This is a genomic window from Capnocytophaga stomatis, assembly GCF_002302635.1.
GTDB lineage: Bacteria > Bacteroidota > Bacteroidia > Flavobacteriales > Flavobacteriaceae > Capnocytophaga > Capnocytophaga stomatis.
In genome coordinates this window covers 749,027-767,453 of the sequence record NZ_CP022387.1, presented here as the reverse complement: position 1 = coordinate 767,453, position 18,427 = coordinate 749,027, and the positions used below count along the sequence as shown (strand labels likewise).

The 18,427-nt window shown below is 34.3% G+C and carries 19 protein-coding genes; 6 read left to right on the top strand and 13 right to left on the bottom strand.

The genetic code is table 11. The annotated features are described in order from the left end of the window. The first annotated feature begins 20 nt into the window (after positions 1 to 20). The 3 genes from CGC58_RS03395 to CGC58_RS03385 all read left to right on the top strand — a co-directional run bounded on the left by CGC58_RS03395 (position 21) and on the right by CGC58_RS03385 (position 3,445). Positions 21 to 1,049 carry a hypothetical protein gene (locus tag CGC58_RS03395; RefSeq protein WP_232748859.1) on the top strand — a complete coding sequence of 343 codons (1,029 nt, stop codon included), beginning with the start codon at positions 21 to 23 and terminating at the stop codon, positions 1,047 to 1,049. A gap of 180 nt (positions 1,050 to 1,229) precedes the next feature. Continuing rightward, positions 1,230 to 2,123, top strand: coding sequence for a sulfate adenylyltransferase subunit CysD (cysD, locus tag CGC58_RS03390; RefSeq protein WP_095895120.1), 894 nt, complete (start codon positions 1,230 to 1,232; stop codon positions 2,121 to 2,123). An 80-nt stretch (positions 2,124 to 2,203) separates the two neighbouring features. Continuing rightward, positions 2,204 to 3,445: a sulfate adenylyltransferase subunit 1 gene (locus CGC58_RS03385; protein WP_095895119.1), complete on the top strand. Its 1,242-nt coding sequence runs from the start codon at positions 2,204 to 2,206 to the stop codon at positions 3,443 to 3,445. Between the two features lie 72 nt (positions 3,446 to 3,517). Here the strand turns inward: CGC58_RS03385 and CGC58_RS03380 are convergent, their stop codons facing one another. Together CGC58_RS03380 and folK are read right to left on the bottom strand one after the other, a co-directional pair. Continuing rightward, positions 3,518 to 4,177 (bottom strand): uroporphyrinogen-III synthase, encoded by a 660-nt coding sequence (locus CGC58_RS03380; RefSeq protein ID WP_095895118.1) that lies wholly within the window; start codon positions 4,175 to 4,177, stop codon positions 3,518 to 3,520. After that, positions 4,174 to 5,322 (bottom strand): 2-amino-4-hydroxy-6-hydroxymethyldihydropteridine diphosphokinase, encoded by a 1,149-nt coding sequence (folK, locus tag CGC58_RS03375; protein ID WP_095895117.1) that lies wholly within the window; start codon positions 5,320 to 5,322, stop codon positions 4,174 to 4,176. Before folK ends, CGC58_RS03380 begins: the two co-directional genes overlap by 4 nt. A gap of 89 nt (positions 5,323 to 5,411) precedes the next feature. Between folK and upp the strand changes: the two genes are divergently transcribed. Continuing rightward, on the top strand, positions 5,412 to 6,068 hold the full coding sequence (gene upp / locus CGC58_RS03370; protein WP_095895116.1) for a uracil phosphoribosyltransferase: 657 nt from the start codon (positions 5,412 to 5,414) through the stop codon (positions 6,066 to 6,068). Here upp and CGC58_RS03365 read toward each other — a convergent pair. From CGC58_RS03365 to CGC58_RS03325, 9 genes are all read right to left on the bottom strand, one after another. Further along, a complete protein-coding gene (locus CGC58_RS03365; RefSeq protein ID WP_095895115.1) occupies positions 5,991 to 6,950 on the bottom strand; it encodes a DUF6427 family protein in 960 nt (319 codons plus the stop codon). The genes upp and CGC58_RS03365 overlap by 78 nt on opposite strands. Before the next feature lie 44 nt (positions 6,951 to 6,994). After that, on the bottom strand, positions 6,995 to 7,519 hold the full coding sequence (locus tag CGC58_RS03360; RefSeq protein ID WP_232748858.1) for a hypothetical protein: 525 nt from the start codon (positions 7,517 to 7,519) through the stop codon (positions 6,995 to 6,997). 15 nt (positions 7,520 to 7,534) lie between these two features. Next, complete coding sequence (locus tag CGC58_RS03355; RefSeq protein WP_095895114.1) at positions 7,535 to 8,149, bottom strand: porin family protein; 615 nt, start codon at positions 8,147 to 8,149, stop codon at positions 7,535 to 7,537. A gap of 37 nt (positions 8,150 to 8,186) precedes the next feature. Then, positions 8,187 to 8,417, bottom strand: coding sequence for a ferredoxin (locus tag CGC58_RS03350; RefSeq protein WP_041997440.1), 231 nt, complete (start codon positions 8,415 to 8,417; stop codon positions 8,187 to 8,189). Positions 8,418 to 8,674: 257 nt separating this feature from the next. Continuing rightward, the gene (locus CGC58_RS03345; protein ID WP_095895113.1) at positions 8,675 to 9,331 is read right to left on the bottom strand and encodes a hypothetical protein; all 657 of its coding nucleotides are present in this window, start codon (positions 9,329 to 9,331) and stop codon (positions 8,675 to 8,677) included. 214 nt (positions 9,332 to 9,545) lie between these two features. Continuing rightward, complete coding sequence (locus tag CGC58_RS03340) at positions 9,546 to 10,100, bottom strand: HEPN domain-containing protein (protein WP_095895112.1); 555 nt, start codon at positions 10,098 to 10,100, stop codon at positions 9,546 to 9,548. Continuing rightward, positions 10,090 to 11,292, bottom strand: coding sequence for a GmrSD restriction endonuclease domain-containing protein (locus tag CGC58_RS03335; protein WP_095895111.1), 1,203 nt, complete (start codon positions 11,290 to 11,292; stop codon positions 10,090 to 10,092). The genes CGC58_RS03340 and CGC58_RS03335 overlap by 11 nt, the downstream gene beginning before the upstream one ends. Before the next feature lie 42 nt (positions 11,293 to 11,334). Next, positions 11,335 to 12,588, bottom strand: a complete 1,254-nt coding sequence (locus CGC58_RS03330) for a peptidase U32 family protein (RefSeq protein ID WP_042344443.1) — start codon at positions 12,586 to 12,588, stop codon at positions 11,335 to 11,337. 99 nt (positions 12,589 to 12,687) lie between these two features. Next, positions 12,688 to 13,152 carry a DUF6132 family protein gene (locus tag CGC58_RS03325; protein ID WP_095895110.1) on the bottom strand — a complete coding sequence of 155 codons (465 nt, stop codon included), beginning with the start codon at positions 13,150 to 13,152 and terminating at the stop codon, positions 12,688 to 12,690. A gap of 97 nt (positions 13,153 to 13,249) precedes the next feature. On the opposite strand from CGC58_RS03325, the gene CGC58_RS03320 reads away from it, so the two are divergent. Further along, complete coding sequence (locus CGC58_RS03320; RefSeq protein ID WP_095895109.1) at positions 13,250 to 14,494, top strand: type IX secretion system plug protein; 1,245 nt, start codon at positions 13,250 to 13,252, stop codon at positions 14,492 to 14,494. 197 nt (positions 14,495 to 14,691) lie between these two features. Here CGC58_RS03320 and CGC58_RS03315 read toward each other — a convergent pair whose 3' ends face one another. Both CGC58_RS03315 and CGC58_RS03310 read right to left on the bottom strand, forming a co-directional pair. Next, entirely contained in the window at positions 14,692 to 15,297 is a 606-nt protein-coding gene (locus CGC58_RS03315; protein ID WP_095895108.1) for a DUF417 family protein, read from the bottom strand. Positions 15,298 to 15,409: 112 nt separating this feature from the next. Then, positions 15,410 to 16,225: a helix-turn-helix domain-containing protein gene (locus CGC58_RS03310; RefSeq protein WP_095897088.1), complete on the bottom strand. Its 816-nt coding sequence runs from the start codon at positions 16,223 to 16,225 to the stop codon at positions 15,410 to 15,412. Between the two features lie 134 nt (positions 16,226 to 16,359). Between CGC58_RS03310 and CGC58_RS03305 the strand changes: the two genes are divergently transcribed. Then, positions 16,360 to 18,402, top strand: a complete 2,043-nt coding sequence (locus CGC58_RS03305) for an HD family phosphohydrolase (protein ID WP_095895107.1) — start codon at positions 16,360 to 16,362, stop codon at positions 18,400 to 18,402. Positions 18,403 to 18,427 lie beyond the last annotated feature (25 nt).

Below are 18,427 nucleotides of genomic sequence, written 5' to 3'. Positions count from 1 at the left end.
GCCTTAACAGAGAGAAAACGATGAGAAAAATTATTGCATTATTGATACTATTTTCTTTGGTGGACTGCCAATATTTTGAAAAGAAAAACACCTCGCAAGAAACTTCTTCGGAAATTATTGCAGATACAATATCTAATAAAAGTACGGATTCTTTAAAGATAAGGAAATATGTTACCGACCGGCAAGGAACTCAATTTAAGGAAGAACCCAACGAAAGTTCTAAAAATCAAGGAGATATAGAATATGGCTATCTGCTTGAAATTGAGGGTGAACAAGGCGATTATTACAAAGTAATGAATTATGAAACAGGGAATTACGCTTACGTTCTGAAGAGCAAAGTAGGAGATTTGAACCAAATTTCGCTCATTGCTTCCGATTTGGATATGGTTCAATATATTGCGAAAAACGAAGAAGATGGAGCGGAATTTCTGGAAACTCCTATTGTTTTGGATACGCTTATCAACATCGAGTTGATTGATAAATCGTCGTATGAAAAGGCAAAGAAATCGGCTGTTGATTTCCTTTTGCGTGATACGCTTGCAATCGTGAAAAAGAACGATGTGATTACGTTGCAATGCTTGGATTCTGTCGTTACTTTTAAGGATGTTGAACCTAATTTCGATATGGATAATCAGCAGGTATTCAAGTATGAAGGGCAGATTGAGTTTCTGAATCAGTTTGTGATTTCGGGCAGTTATTGGGAGGCTTACGATTATAAATTTATTGACAAAAAAACGGGAAAGGAAATCTCTTTTTCGGATTTTCCGTATATTTCTCCGGATAAGAAACATATAATTTGCGTATATACAAATCCGTATGACTCGAATAGTGAAATCAGTCTGTACACGATTGATAATGAGCTAAAAGTTAAGCAGATTCTTCTGGCAGGTTTTAAAAATTGGATGGCTTACAATTGGAAAATGGAAAATGCTTTTTGGAGCAACGACGGACATTTTTATATTCCGATAAATCATCGAGTTAAGTTTTGGAATGAAGAAGGTAATTACAATGAGAATTATCAATATATAAGGATTAAAATCAGGAAGTAATTCCGTTTTTTGTTCTTTTACTGGCAGAGAATTAGTAACTTTGCAAGTGGTTAAGTAGAATTTTCCAAAAAGAAAAAGATATACAGAAAAGAAAGATAATTTTTAATTTAGAAGTAAGATTCGCTCAAATAATTGAGGTTTCAAACTTTTTAATATTTTAAAAACATTGAACATTTAAATATGGATTATTTAGAACAATTAGAGGCGGAAGCCATTCATATATTCCGTGAAGTAGGCGGGCAGTTTGAAAAACCGGCGTTGCTTTTCAGTGGTGGAAAGGACTCCATCGTGTTGGTGCATTTGGCATTGAAAGCGTTTCGTCCGTGTAAGTTTCCGTTTCCGCTTGTGCATATTGATACGGGACATAATTTCCAAGAAGCGTTGGATTTTCGAGATAATTTAGTAAAGAAACTTGGTGAGCGACTTATCGTTCGTAAGGTGGAAGATACCATCAAAGCCAAGGGTTTAACAGAACCTAAAGGGAAGTTTGCCAGCCGAAATGCGTTGCAATCTTTCACCCTATTAGACACCATTGAGGAATTTGAGTTCGATGCCTGCATTGGTGGAGCGCGTCGTGATGAGGAAAAAGCTCGTGCCAAAGAGCGTATTTTCTCTGTGCGTGATGATTTTGGCGGTTGGGATCCGAAACTACAACGCCCTGAGCTTTGGCATACCTATAACGGGAAAATACATAAAGGCGAAAACGTACGTGTATTTCCTATCAGTAATTGGACGGAACTTGATGTTTGGAATTACATTCGTCGGGAAAATATTGAGTTACCGAGCGTCTATTTCTCACACGAACGCGAGGTTATTGACCACAACGGGCAACTTATCGCCGTTTCGCCACATATTCAGATTGACGAAAATGATGTAATAATGACAAAAAAAGTACGCTACCGAACCGTTGGCGATATGACTTGTACGGCGGCAGTAGAGTCCGAAGCGTATCATATTGATGATATTATCAACGAAATTACAGCAACCCGAACCAGCGAACGAGGAGAAACCCGAATTGACGACCGCATCTCCGAAGCCGCAATGGAAGACAGAAAGAAAAGTGGGTATTTTTAATCAGAAAATAAAATTTTTTCTTCTGACAAATTAAGGAAGAAAGAAGATAAAATATAAAATAATTAAATCGTTAAGAATAAATGGATATATTACGATTTTTAACAGCAGGAAGCGTTGATGATGGGAAGAGTACGCTTATCGGGAGGCTTCTGTATGACAGCAAAAATATTTTAATTGACCAAATGGAAGCATTGGAACGCAGCTCCAAAAATCGTGAAGACGGAAGTGTAGATTTGGCATTACTAACCGATGGGCTTCGGGCAGAGCGAGAGCAAGGTATCACTATTGATGTCGCCTATAAATATTTTTCAACTCCAAAACGAAAATTTATTATCGCTGATGCTCCGGGACATATTCAGTACACTCGAAATATGGTTACGGGTGCTTCAAATGCAGATTTGATAATCATTTTAATTGATGCCCGAAATGGTGTGATTGAGCAAACAAAAAGACATTCCATTATCGCATCACTTTTGAATATTCCGCACGTATTGGTCGCAATTAACAAAATGGATTTGGTTGATTTTTCTCGCGAAAGATTTGAGGAAATTAAAGCTGAATATCAGAAAGTTGCAGAGGCTCTTGAGCTTAATAATGTTGAGTTTATCCCAATTAGTGCATTGAAAGGAGATAATATTGTGGATAAATCAACTCAAATGGATTGGTACAAAGGTGATTCTTTGTTGGAAAGATTGGAAACCGTTGAATTACAGTCTTCTGTGAATTTAACTAATGCTCGTTTTCCTGTGCAATTGGTGCTTCGTCCGCAAACGGAGGAATATCACGATTACAGAGGATATGCCGGAAAGGTAGAAAGTGGCGTTTTTCGCAAAGGCGATAAAGTAAAGATATATCCTTCTGAAATTGAGGCTACTGTATCAGCAGTTGAAGTAGGAAATAAAGAAGTGGAAGAGATTTATGCCCCTCAAAGTGCTGTAATTCATTTGGAAGAAGATGTGGATATCAGCCGTGGGTCTTTAATTGCTAAGCAGGATAATTTGCTAAAAGTTTCTAACGAAATTGAAGCTACGATTTGCTGGATGGATGAACGCCCAATGAATGTAGGCGGACGCTATTTATTACAACACAATACGCGTGTGGTAAACGCAATCGTGAAGGAAATTAAGGAAAGAATTGATGTAAATACACTCGAAAAATTCAGTGATGTAATGTCAGTTTCATTAAATGAGGTCGTTACGGTGAAGTTGAAAACATCGGCTCCGTTAGCGTATGATAGTTATAAAGAGCTTCGTGAAACCGGAAGTGCTATTTTAATCGACCAGACAAGTTTAGTGACTGTTGGTGCTGTACTTTTCAAATAAAAATGGATTTGATATAAGAAAAGCTGTCTTTTTAGGCAGCTTTTTTGTTTTTTATTGAAAAATCAGTGGATTTTATCCAAGAAAGTGCGTGATGACACATTCTATAAGGCTATCAATGGTAGTTTTTTCCGGAATAATGCAATTTTTTGTGTGTTTTAGAGCTTCATCTGCGGTTGTTTTACCTATACAGAAGACAATTTCATCAGAAAAACTATTTTTCTGTAAAAAACTCTGAATCCCTGACGGACTGAAAAATAGAATTCCTTTTTGTGGAGAATTTATCCTTTCAGAACAGAGGACAGTTTTATAAACTTGTATTTCGTTATGCTCTATCTTAGTTTTTTTCAATACATTAGGAAGAATATCACGTCGTAAATTTCCTGAGAAGAAAGTAATTCTATTTTTTAAACAATGCTGACCTATATAATCACCTAAATCACTTGCATATTCTTCATAATGAATCACTTTCCAATTATTTCCTGACAGAAGTTCGGCTGTTTTTTCTCCTACACAGATGCAAGGTATTGATTTTAAAGAATCAACTTGTGGATGTTGCAAAACACTTCTTACAGCATTTTGGCTGGTAAAAAGTAGCAAATCTCCTATGTTATCAAGCTTAAATTCAGTGGAATGAGCTTGAATGAAATCAATCTCAGTAAGTAAAAAGCCTTTTTCTGACAGTTTTTTTTTCTGCTGTTCTGTTAATGTTTTGGTAGATAGTATAGGTATCATTTTTGAGGCGTTTCGCTGGAAAAATTACTTATTTTTTCGATGATAAACTCATAATCAGATTGATTTTTTACAAAATCCAACTCGGTAACATCAATAATTAAGGAACGAATATCATTATTTTTCTGGATAAAATCCAAATATCCTTGGTGAATCTGATTTAAATATTCTTTTGAGATATTTTTTTCGTATTCTCTGCCTCTTTTTTTGATATTTTCAATCAATCTGTCAGTATTTTGATACAGAAAAATGTACAAATCGGGCTTTACGATTTGGTTGTACAAAATATAAAATAGTTTTCGGTACAAAACGAACTCATCTTCGGTCAATGTTACTTGCGAGAATATCAGCGATTTAAAAATATCATAATCCGAAACGATAAATGGCTTAAAAAGATTGGTTTGTGCCAATTGTTCTGACATTTGCTGATAACGTTCGGTAAGGAAAGACATTTCCAAAGTGAAACCATATTGCTTCGGATTCTCGTAAAATTTTGGCAAAAACGGATTATCCGAAAATCGTTCTAATATAAGTCGTGCATCGAAGTCTTCCGCAATTTTGGTGGACAGTGTAGTTTTTCCCGAACCGATGTTTCCCTCAATGGCGATGTAATTATATTGTTTGAAGGGCGAAACTCGTTCAGGAATAGTAATTTTATCGCTGATTTTTGTTATTTCAGAAGTGTCGTTTGTATTTTTAATGAGTTCTTTAACAGATTGTTGCAAAAAGGGATGTTTTTTCTCCAGAGCAATATCCGCCAGAGGAAATAAAACAAATTTTCGGTTTTCAATCTGAGGATGAGGAATTTGTAAACTTTCTGTTTTTATGATTTTATCATCAAAAAAGAGAATATCCAAATCAATGCTACGCGGCTGATAACCTTCCGTATTTGCATTTCTGATTCTTCCTAATTCTTTTTCAATGGTTAAGAGTTTCTCAAGTGTTTCTTTGGGAGAAAGAGCGGTTTCGGCAAGCAGGCAAGCGTTGTAAAAATTGCTACTTGTGAAACCCCAAGCCGGCGTTTCGTAAATTGGAGAAATCTTGATAACCTTTCCAATTCGTTGATTTATAGCATTTACAGCTGACTGTAAATAGGATTTTCTGTCCCCAATATTGCTCCCTAATGATATGTAGATTTTATGTTTCATACTGTTCGCAAAAATAAATATTAAAGTCAGAAATGGAAAATGAAAAGTGAAAAGTTTTTTGTAATTTTGCGGGAACAAAAACCAAAGTTATGATTATACATCACTTAGGAGAAAACCCCTCCATATTAAATCGTTTTGTAGCAGAATTGCGAGATGTAAATATCCAAAAAGACCGTATGCGTTTCCGCAAAAATTTGGAACGTATTGGCGAAATTCTATGTTATGAAATGAGTAAAAATTTGCATTTCGAGAAAGAATCAATCACGACACCTTTGGGTGAAAAAGAAATGCAAATACCGAAAGACGAGGTAGTTATTTGTTCTATATTAAGGGCTGGATTGGCTTTACATCAAGGTTTGATGAACTTTTTTGATGGTGCGGACAATGCATTTATTTCGGCTTATCGCAAGCACACTTCCGAAACGGAATTTGATATTTTGGTGGAATATTTGGCGTCGCCTTCTTTGGAAAATAAAACTTTATTTTTAGCTGACCCAATGTTAGCGACAGGGCGTTCATTTGTGAATGTATATGAGGCTTTGAGTCCGCTTGGCAAACCAAAATCAATTCATTTGTTTGCTGTGGTTGGTGCAGAAGAAGGTGTTGAATATCTGAAAGATAAATTTCCTGCGGATACGCATTTATGGATAGCGACCATCGATCCTAAATTAAATGAAAAAGGATATATTATTCCAGGTTTGGGAGATGCCGGCGATTTGGCTTTTGGAGATAAAATGCAGCAGTAAAATAGCTAAAGGAATAATCAAGAAAATCCACAGAATAGTTTCCTTTATCCAAGCTCGTTCTATGTTTTCCGTATAAAGAGCAAACAAAATGGAAAGAGGTGCGAATATGAAAATAATTTCTTTTGAAAGAAAAACAACCGCCAACCCAACAAACAGAAATTGTATGATTACTTGGCTACTTCCTCTGTGATAATAGCTTTTAAAGAAATAAACGATAATCGAAACTAAAAGCATAATTGATGTAATTACCAATGAAACGAAAGTTGGTAAGTACATCATTTTTTTATAGTCAGCAGACCATAATTTATTAATTTCCGGCAAGTTAAAAGGAATGTTTAAAAGCAACAATCCGGCAGAAAATAAAATTACTATACAAAAAATTGCCGAAAAAGGGATTAACCAATATTTTCTCTTTTTTGAACCATAAAAAAGTAATGAAATCCAAATGTTTAGCAAGAAAATAAATGCCCAAATATGCAACAATCCCGCACAAACTATCAAAAAGGAAGCATCAAAAATCTTTTGAGGGATATTTTCTTCCGTTTTTAACGTCATAATCCTCCAAATTGCGATTATAACAAGCAAATTGGAAAGACAAAGAGAAAAATCATTGTAAACATTCGGAAAAATTGTTGAAAAGAAACCAAAAAAGAAAATTGAATATGAATTATTTTCTGTTAGTTCGTTCCATTGGACGATTATATTCAGAAAAAATACCGAAACAAACAAAACTAAGAAAGAACCTGCTCTCGTTAGTAAATTACTCGGATTCCACGCATCTTCAAAAATAAAAAAATCATACAAACAAAATCCGGCAAATAACGCAAAGAAGATTATGAGCAGATTTACAGATTTTTTATTTTCAAATCGGGTTGAAATCATAAATTATATCAGATAATTAGAATGTTTAAGTTTTTTCCGAAGTTTTAGTTGTTGATAGTCAGAGAATTTCCTGCAACCGAAATATTGTAGTTCAACAGAGGATATTGCTGCTCGGAATTGCTTGTTTTGATAATACTTCCGTTAACTAAGTTATAAACAGTTCCGTCACAAGGGCAAATTACAAAAATGTAAGACTTCGTGTCGGTTTCGCACGTTATAAAATCATCGCCACTTTTGGAGGCACATTTTAGTCTCTCACAATTGGACGGATTTCTGTTAGGGCAAGCGGCTTCCCAAGCTACGAATCTGTTATTGCCCAAGTTAGTAACAAAAACACCTTTAATCCCTATATTCGGAATATAAACCGTATTTTGAGGGTATTTCAAAGCATTATAAGCAGGCAAATCAATGTTTATTGTATAAGAAAAACGAACTTCTCCCAAATACGGATTTCGCTCAATCTTTGACTTTGAGCAAGATGCTAATATAATCAAAAGAAAACATACAACGAAACGCATTGAATTGATATTTATGGTTTTGTGAATCATTCCGAAATTCTTACTAATCATCTTGGACTTAAGTTATTAAAAAACGTAGCCCACTCCTACAGAAAGAACCGTGTTTTTGAAATTATAATTAGGACTAAATCCCGTATTCGTTAGTGAGCTTTCTTCTGACTCAAGAATGTTGGTCAAACCTTGGCTAAATCGTGCCTCAAAGCACCAACCAAAACTCGTTCTGTAATTGACTCCAACCACTAATGACATATCAAAAGAATCCACAGCTTTACGGCTGACAGTGGTGAAAACTTCGTCCTTCTCGAAAGAAAAGTCATTATTATTGACTAAAAAATTAAATTGAGGACCGGTGTGCAGGCTCAATCCTTCATATATATTAATTTTAGCCAAAGCAGGAACGCTCAAATAATCCAAAGTCAAATTTGTGTTTCCAACGCTTGGCGAACTGATTTTCGCTCCTATCCGAGAATATGAAGCTTCGGTTTGGAAAGAAAAAAATCTCGAAAGCGGAAATTCTAAAGTTACTCCGGCATAAATTCCGTGATTGCCACGAACCGAAGAGCCTTGGGAGGTGTCTCCGCTCAAAGTAGAATGATTGTACCCCGCTCTAACCCCGATGTATTGAGCTTGCATCTGTGAAAATGATGCGATTGCGAAAATTAAAAATAGAAACTTTTTCATTGTTAGTATTTTTTATAAAGTTTTAAAATGCATTATATTATATCTTCTTGGTAGAAATAATTTTAACGGGACACGCTTTTTGGGCGGCTTCACAAGGTTCAAAAATGTTATCATCGTGTGATTTCAACGTAAAAAAGCCCTTCTTTTCGGTGGAACGAAGCAATACGCTTTTTCCGTCTTTTTTGGACATCTGAAACTGCTCGGGAGCCATCTCCACACAGTAATTACACCCAATGCATTTGTCACGTTGTAAGGTTACTACTACCATTGTTTATTTTTATTTATCAATTTATTGAGATAGTTGGCTATTATTAAATAAGTCGCTTTTTGCAATGCCAATATTCTTGTCAGGCTGAGCGAAGTCGAAGCCTTGCGAGAATTTAATGTTTTTGCTTTCGTTCAGCCCGACAGATTAAAAAATCAGATGCTTATAAAACGTCATTTTACTTAATTTTAACGATATCTCTGCTTAAACCAATCAAAATTTTTACTTTTTCTTGGTGTATTATCTTTCTGAAAAAATCATTAGCTTCTTACAAATTTCCCGAGAGCTTCCAAAAGTTGCGGACGGTCTTCAAGGGCAATTTTAGCTACTTTATAGAATTTCGATACCCATTTATCGAGAGCTTCAAAGGCTTTGTTTTTGTCTCGGGTGGCTTGTTGGCTTTCGCCTTTTTCTTGCAGATATGTGGCGTAGGCTTTTTCCACTTCGGGGAATTCTTGAAGCTGATTTTTAATATCTTCCTCAGTGATTTTTAGTTGCTTAAGAGGCGTTAGAAGACTTGGAGTGGTATCCAAAAGCTGATAAAACGCCCGCATCTCTTCCATAGCTACGGCGATGGCTCTGGCAGCACTGCCTTTGAGTTTTAGCTGACGCAGGGCTTCTTCGTTGTCCTCAAAAACGATGCGTGCTTTTTTGCGATGTGTGCTGTATTTTTTCTGTACATTTTGATATTTTTCCTGAAAAGCCAATGATGCGGAAGTTTCTTCGCGTGTTTCTTTTATATTGGCATCGAATGTTTTACGAGCTTCATCGTAAAGGGCTTTTCCTTCAGCGATTTTGGCATCGTCGTAGCCGTATTCTGCTAATTCTGTTTTCAAATCGCCCTCTTTGGACAGATTTTCAAACATCGCTCCAAAATTCTGAAGCATTTGTTCGTTAGATAGATAATATGTTTTCATTTTTTAGCGTTTTTACAATTATTTTCCTATTCTTTGAATTCTTTTTATGTTTTGGTGTCTCCCTTTGTTATTTTAATACTTCGGAAGGTTTTTTAGTTATACATTTGCTTATTTTAGTCCCACATTGACTTATTAAAATGCTTCGGAATGTATTTTAGTGTTACATTGCATTATTTGAACGCTCCGAAGGGTGTTTTAGTGGTGCATTTGGTTATTATGAGTTACTACTTATTTCATTTGTTTCATCATTTCTTTCAGTCAGTAATTCCTTCATTTTTATAGGAAATTCTTTCGCTTTTTCATATAATGTATGAACTTCTTCTATAGTTTTAGGTAAATTATATGAAGCAAAATCATTATGTGCTGATTGATTTCTTTCTTTTCCTATATCCAAAAATGCATTCGTACTTTCTTTAAAATTTGCATTATTTTCTATTTCTGTCTCTACTCTCTTTTTAAAATCTGCACCAAACAAACCTGTAAAATTGTTTATATTCGCTGCGTTCCAATTAAATAGAGTGTGATAATCTCTACTTAAAATCTTATTTTTTACAAGCTCAGCTATTTTTTTATCACTAATATAATTTTTCACATATTCTTCTAATATTTTTTTCATTTCTGCTTCAAAAAAACTAGCACAAGAAAATAAAAATACTTTTGCCATAGTCTTTTCATAAAAAACTAATAGGGAAACTTCATCCTTATCCATTAAAATATTTCTAATATTATTAATTTCGTCCCATAGTTGTTCAACAGAATTACTCCCCATCACTTAGCAATATTTGTTTAGCAATACGATTCCTCTCATCTACATTTTTTTTACTTGAAGTATTATAAGATGATGCTCTGATGAAATCTTCATCCTTTTTCAATCTATTTATCTTTTCTAAACTTGTATTAGATATTGAGTTTTCATCTTCATTCTGATAAGCGTTTTCACACAATGTTGAAAAAATAGCTTCATACACTGAAATATTAAACCTATTATTTGATGTAAAAAATAAATTTTCATCTTTTAGATTCACACAAAACTCAATAAATTTATTAAAAATTTTTTCCAATAAATCTATTTTGTTTTTCTCGAAAGATTTTGCTTCATAAGAGAATATATTAAGGAACTTAGTCATACTTGGTCTATAATTATTCTTATTCACAAGCATAGCAAATCCTCTTAATAAAATTTCTACTTCTTTCATATTTATATTTGGAGTAGGATTTTTCAATAAACTTCTCCAATTCTCAGATGAATTTATTTTATACAACATATCGTAAAATTTCGAATGGTATAAACTTGTTCTAATTTCTTGTGGTTTTAAATTTACTCCCCCTGTATTAAGTCTATTAAAGATTTCAAATTCAACAGAATGATTATTTTCTTTATTCGATCTTATTATTATATTTCTTATTGTTTTTAACTCGAGTGCTGTTTTATCTGTATCCTCTAAAGTAGAATAGTTTTTTTTGTTAAATTTGTTTGGATTATCTGGTAATTGCTCTGGTAAATTTAAATTGAAATCTATAAAATATTCATTATTATATAATATTTCATCAGGAATTTTACTATTTTCCTCAAAAATCTTTCGTAATTCAACCCTTTTGTCTCTCTTTGGAAATCTTTCTTTCATAAAATAGTATATAGACATTAACCTTTGCTGTCCGTCAATAACTAAAAAATTATTTTTCCCTTCTTCGTATAAAAATATTTGAGGTATAGGAATATTCATCAATAGTGACTCTATTAATTTAGAAGCTCTTTTTATATCCCAAACATAATTTCTTTGAAATCCTGGTATTTTAAAAACACCTTTTTCTATAAAATTAAAAATAGTTCCTAAATTGAAATCATTTGGAGATACTGTGATATCATATTCAGATATAGAAGCCGATGATTCATTTTCATCATAATCCCCTTCGTATTTGTTTGTTTCTGTATTATTTTCGTTGATAATTAAATTTTCCATAACGATTCTATTTATATATAATTATTTATTTCATTTTTATAACTACTTCGCAAACTCCGTAGCTACAATCTTATATAGTTTATCTGACAGACGAATTCTGAAATCGGTTTTGATGGTGCAAGAGTCGCCTTTGGTTGCCGTTTGTGCAGGAGCGTCATTGACCATCATATTTTCCAAAACGAACTCCTGTACGCCTGTGGTAGGGCCTGTAATGAGGAGTTTGTCGCCCACTTTAATGTCATAGGCTTCGATGAGAAATTCCGCAATCCCCGATTTTGGAAAATAGTGCTTTCCTTGTCCTACATACACCTTTTTCTGTGTGGCGTTCGACCCCGGATTCTCGCTCCATTCTCCCAATTTCTGTCCCAAATAATATCCACTCCAAAATCCTCTGTTGTAAACGGTTGAAAGGGCTTCCATCCATTTTCCAACCTTTTCTTTTGAGTATGTCCCCTCGTAATACGCATCGATGGCTTCACGATAGGTTTTTATGACAGTCGCCACGTATTCGGGAGCTCTTCCGCGTCCTTCAATTTTGAGTACTTTGGCTCCTGCGTCAATCACTTGGTCGAGAAAGTCAATCGTACACAAATCTTTGGGCGACATCATATATTCGTTATCGATTTCGATTTCAAAACCACTTTCTTGGTCGATAACCGTGTATTTTTTTCGGCAATTTTGCTTACACGCCCCTCGATTTGCCGATGAATTATGCGAATGCAAACTCAAATAGCATTTTCCTGAAACCGCCATACACAACGCTCCGTGACCGAAGATTTCTATCTCGACCAAATTCCCTGACGGACCTTTAATCTGTTCCCTTTGGATTTGCTCGGCGATTTTCTTTACCTGCCTAAGGCTCAATTCACGACTCATTACCATTGTGTCGGCAAACATTGCATAAAAACGCACCGTTTCGATGTTTGTAATATTGATTTGGGTAGAAATATGCACTTCCATACCAATTTGACGAGCATAGGCAATCACTGCTTGATCCATAGCAATCACTGCGGTTAAGTTTGCCTTCTTTGCAGCGTCGAGCAAGGTTTTTATGATGGATAAATCGTGGTCGTATATGATTGTGTTTAAGGTAAGATAGGTACGGATACCTTTTGGGTGGCAACGTTTTGCAATTTCGTCCAAATCGTCAATGGTGAAATTGATGCTCGCTCTTGCCCTCATATTCAGCTGGTCAACTCCAAAATATACCGAATCAGCACCATTATCAATAGCTGCTTGTAACGATTCGAAGTTTCCTGCGGGAGCCATCAGCTCTATTTTTCCTGAATTTGTCATAAATTTGATTGAAAGTTAGCGGGTGCAAAGATAAAAATTTTTACTATATGTAGTGTGAACTAAATTCATATTCGCTAACTGACAATAGTTATAAAATACTTAATATAAATCTTTTACTTCTTGCCACGAACCTCCGCTGTAACATTCAATTCCTTGATTTTGTAGAAGTTTTGCTGCTTTCTGGCTTCTCATTCCTGAACGGCAACAACAGATAACAGGCTTGTTAAATGATTTGATTTCAGCTATTCTGTTTGGAATTTCATCCAAAGGAATATTCACAGAATTTTCAAAATGCCCCGACTGAAATTCTGACGGAGTTCGAACATCAATAACCACAGCTTTCGGAGCGACTTCCTTTAACATTTTTGTATTTTTCTTCGTCGGAACAAGAATGCTCAACAGCAGCCCGCCCATAACAGCCCCGTAAAGTGTACTATTTAGCGGATTAGAAGTAATAGCACAAGTTCCTGATGCACAGCCAATATAATAATAGTACAGATATCCTGCGATAGCTCCTAAAAAAACGCCTATTATTATCCATTTGTTTTTGATAAGATATTTCATTTCTTTTAGTTAAAATAGAAAATTAAGAAAGCACAAAGATAAAAATTTTTGTTTACATCATTTTTTTAAGTACATTTGATTTTTAAAAACTGATTTTATGAAACGATTATTGTATTTCATATTTGCATTTCTTTCTATGAATTTGGATGCTCAAATTTTGACAGAAAAGAATCCGTCTGAGTATATCAAAACAATCATTTTCAAAGCCTCTGAAAACGAAAGAGGACAATTTCCGTTGGTGCGTATCAATGAAACATTTACGTTACAGTTTGACGATTTGCGAGGTGCGGAAGAAGTTTATTACTATAAAATTACGCATTGCAATGCCGATTGGTCGCCTTCTACATTGCTGAAAAGTGAGTATATCAAAGGATTGGACGAACAATCTTTCCAGTCAGAAAGTAGTTCTTATGCTACATTACAGATTTACTCACATTACCGCTTAACATTCCCTAATGAGCTGACTAAAATAACATTAACAGGGAATTATTTGCTCTCAATAACAGATAGTTACGGAGAAGAAATCTTTTCACGCAGATTCGTGGTTTACAATCCGTTAGTAGGCGTTTTGGCTGAGGTGAAGCGTTCCCGTGACTTGCAATTTTTTGACACAAAACAAGTAGTTCAATTTTCTGTAAAAGAGAAAGATATACGCTTGCAAGACCCGAAATCTACCGTGCAAGTTGCTGTTTTACAGAACTATCGTTGGGATAATGCCATAACGAAATTGAAACCACAATATGTTATGGGTAACGAATTGATTTACAGGTATGATTCAGAAAGTGCTTTTTGGGGAGGGAATGAGTTTTTGAATTTTGACAGTAAGGATTTACGAGTTGCTTCGGCTGGAATTCTTCGGATAGAGCAAAATGAATTATTTGAACATTATCTGTTTGGAAATGAAAGTCGTGCAAATCGAGTTTATACATACTTTCCTGATATTAACGGTGATTTTCTGGTAAATACGATAAACGGAATGAATCCTGATAATGAGTCTGATTACGTTTGGGTTCATTTTGCTTTGGAAGGAAAACCAAATTATAATTCAAAGGAAGTTTATGTTTACGGAAAATTCTCAAATTATGAAATTTCAGATGCTTACAAGCTGACATATAACGAGAAAAATGGAATTTTTCAAGGGAAAGTACTTTTAAAACAAGGTTTTTATAATTACAAATTTGCTACGAAAGATAAAAACGAAATAAATTTTAACGAAGTAGGCGGAAATTTTCAGCAAACGGAAAATAATTATTTGATTCTGGTATATTATCGAGCTCCCGGAGCTTTGTATGATTCTGTTGTTGGCGTTGGTTCTGCAAGCGGAGCAAATATTTCAAGATAATTTTCTTGTAATTTTGTATTGATTGTCAATTGTTTATAAAAATAGTTCAAAAAAAATACTTTAAAGCTTGTAACATTTTACGGTTTTAATCGTCTTATTGATAAAAACATTTCATTTTTATCTTTTTTAATTGGTACAAAACAAATAAGCCGCTCCAAACTGGAGCGGCTTATTTTTGTTATTTGTTAGAGTGGTATTTATTGTCTTTTAAGTAAGCGTTGTGCTGCCTCAGAGGCTGCAATCAAACCTCCTGCTGACATAATGATATCTTTCAATACCAAACGTCCTGCACCTGAAAGATATGGGAAACCGAAGTTAGGTGTAGGCATATCTCCTCCTAAATTAGGTACGTAAACTTCAGGAGTTGTAATTAAGAATGAGAGAGTTACGATTGACATACCAAAGGTAAGAAGCCCTCCGATAACACCAATTTTTGGTGACCAAATTCCTAAAAGAACAAGTAATCCGATTATGCAGATAACAGTTCCTAATCCGTATGAAAACCAGTAGGTTCCATTTTGTTTGTGCCACTCAATGTTTTTGGCAACCATTTTCCCTTCAGGGTTTTTGTGTAAAGTGTATTCAGCAACTGTATCTCCTTTGTCATTTACAGCAGTTTTTCCTGTGTTATTGTAGAAAAAGTTCATAAAAGGGCTGTTAATTACAAAAGGAACAATCCCGTCTGCCTCGTATTGAAAAGCTTTCAAACCTCCAATCCAAGCCATTACGATGAAAATTGCTACTCGAATGAAATTCACAAAAGTACGCTGGCTATCTGCCAAAAATGTAAGTAATTTTTCCATTGTTTTTGATTTTTAGAATGTTACGATAATATGTGTTACGTTAAATTTTCGGGTGTAAATATAACAATTATTTGATTGATAATTAAATGGACAAAAAAGGATATAACATAGACTATTTTGCGACGATTGAGATTCCTACGTTTTCTCTGAAAAATTTTGGAGATTTTCCAACGGATTTTTTGAAAAAACGACTGAAGTAAAATTCGTCCTTGAAATTCATATCAAAAGCAATTTCCTTGATGGTTTTATGCGTTAGATGCAATTGTTTTTTAGCTTCCAAAATCATCCTTTCCTGTATCAATTTTGTTGGAGATTTTCCTAATAACTGTTTGATTTTCTTGCTGAAAGCATCAGGAGATAAATATGCTTGGTCGGCGTAGAATTGTATGCCACGCTCGGTTAAAAAATGTTCTTCCAATGATTTCTGAAAATTCAGAGCCAAATTATGCTCAGTGTTTTGTTCCGTTTTTTCTAAAATATTACTTTTTTCCTTGCTTGAAAGAGCCAAAATAAGCTGCAAGTACGCCTTGAGTATGGCTTGAGAATAAGCAGATTCAGATAGTAATTCATTTTCAATACGAGAAAAAATGTGCAAAATTTCCTCAAAGCATTTTTCAGAAACTTTAATATGAGGTAAAAGAAATATGTTATTGAATAACAGTCCGTTACAGGCAACTTCTTTTTTGTGATATTCAATGCAATAAAAATCGCCGTGAAATTGAAGCAGATTTATTTTTTCCATATTTCCTTCATTTTTCTGAAAATTTTGAAAGGGAGAAAGAAATAATAACGTATTACCATCATACTTATATTCCACAAAATCAACGGAAAAAGTACCACTTCCGCGAAAAGCAAAAATGCAATAATCTTCCACACTGAAATTTTCAGTGAGCTGTGTATGAGCAATATTTTTTATTGAAATAGACATTTCAAAAATAAATCCTTTTAAATTCAAAAGATGCGAAGCAAAAATAATTATTTTTCAGCTTTTTACAAAATATTGATATTTAAATATTTTCCGTACATTTGTAAATTATTGTACTTGGTAAATTAATTTTGATAATGAAAAAATTTCGGTATTCTTTATATTTGAGAGAATCTCTGATTTTCAAAATAATAGCTTTTTTGGTGGCTTTGATTCTTATAGTTCAAGTATTTCCTAAAAAGGCAAAATTTAAGTACGAATTTCAGAAAGGTAAGCTGTGGCAACACGAAACACTTTATGCTCCGTTTGATTTTCCTTTGAAAAAAACTGCGGAACAAATTGAGGCAGAAAAAGAAGAAATAAAGGAAAATTCAATTGTGTATTATGTGAAGGATACATCTGTTTATCAGTCTGTTATATCTAATTTCAATAATAAAAAAGAGTCATATTTTAATGATGTTCCCGAGCAAACAAAACAAGAATTACTTGCAAAAGCAGAGGAATTTTTGAAAAAGATTTATCAAGATGGAGTCATACTTTCAATGGAAAGCATTGGTGAGGGAGAAATAAACCTTATCCAACACGGTAATGAATTTTCTGAAATTTCAGCAAATAAGGTATTGAAGTTGAATGAGTTAAACTCGGAAGTTACAAAATATTTCGCCGAATATCCTTACAACAAATACAAGAAGAAATATCACGATTTGTTCTTTGAAATTTTGCAACCAGACATATCGATAGAGCAAAATTTTACAAAGAAAACACTTGAAGAAAATCTGAAAGAAATTGTTTACACGCGAGGTTGGGTAAAAAAAGGACAGCTTATCATCGCCAGAGGGGAAATGGTTGAAGGTGAGCGTTTTAATACGTTATTGTCCTTACAGTCTGAATATGAGGAGGAAACGTGGAATCATAAGAATTATGTGTGGTCATTAACAGGATATTACGTTTTGGTGAGCATAGTTCTTTTGGTTATAGGATTATATTTGAAAATTTACGAAAAAAGCATCTATAAGAATAACGTAAAAATAACTGTTATTCTGCTTAATATGCTCACAATAATTGCATTTGTGGGAATTATTACACGGACTTTCCCTCAGTATATTTACATCGTTCCTGTTGGTATGATGGCTTTGATACTCAAGTCTTTTTTTGATTTAAGAACGGTTATTTTCGTTTTCATAGCCACAATTTTGATAATAGGATTTATTGTTCCGAATAGCTTTCAATTTGTTTTTATTCAGATAGTTGCGGTTTTGGCTATTATCATTGCTCCGAGAGATTTACATTATCGTTTGAATAGCTTTGTATCAGCGGCTTTAATTACGGGAGCTTATTTTGTGATTTACATAGCTTTTCACGCAATTACGGAAGGAACCATTTCCGGATTGAACATTTCTTTGTTTACGCTTTTTTTTCTGAATGGAGTGGGAATGCTTTTCTCTCAGCCATTTACGTATATTTATGAAAAAAGTTTCGGGTTGGTTTCCGATGTTTCGCTTCTTGAGTTGAGCGACACAAATTCCAGATTATTGCGTGAACTTTCAGAGAAAGCTCCCGGCACATTTCAGCATTCAATGCAGGTGGCTAATTTGGCGGAAGCTGCGGCTTCTGAAATTGGTGCAAATGCTTTGTTGGTGAGGGTAGGGGCGTTGTATCACGATATCGGTAAGATGCTTAATCCTGTGTATTTTATTGAAAATCAGAAAACAAGTGCTAATCCTCACGATTCACTGACTCCTTTGCAAAGTGCTAAAATTATAATAAGGCACGTCACTGACGGAATTGAACTTGCACGCAAAAACAAGTTACCTCAGCGAATCATTGATTTTATCCGCACGCATCACGGCACCAGCCTAACATATTATTTTTTCAGAAAAGAACAAGAGCAAAATCCTAATTGTCTGGAGTCTGACTTCCGTTATCCTGGTCCTAAACCTTTTTCAAAGGAAACCGCAATTTTGATGATGGCAGATTCGGTGGAAGCAGCTACCAAAAGTTTAAAAAACCCAACATATGAAATACTTGATGAATTTGTAGAAAAAATCATCAAAAAGCAATTAGATGACAATCAGTTTATGAATGCGGATATCACGCTTAAGGAAATCGAAAAGATTAAAAAAGTCTTTAAAAATAAACTGACAAATATTTATCACATTCGGATAGAATATCCTGAGTAGTAAAGCAATTTTTTAATTAAGAAAT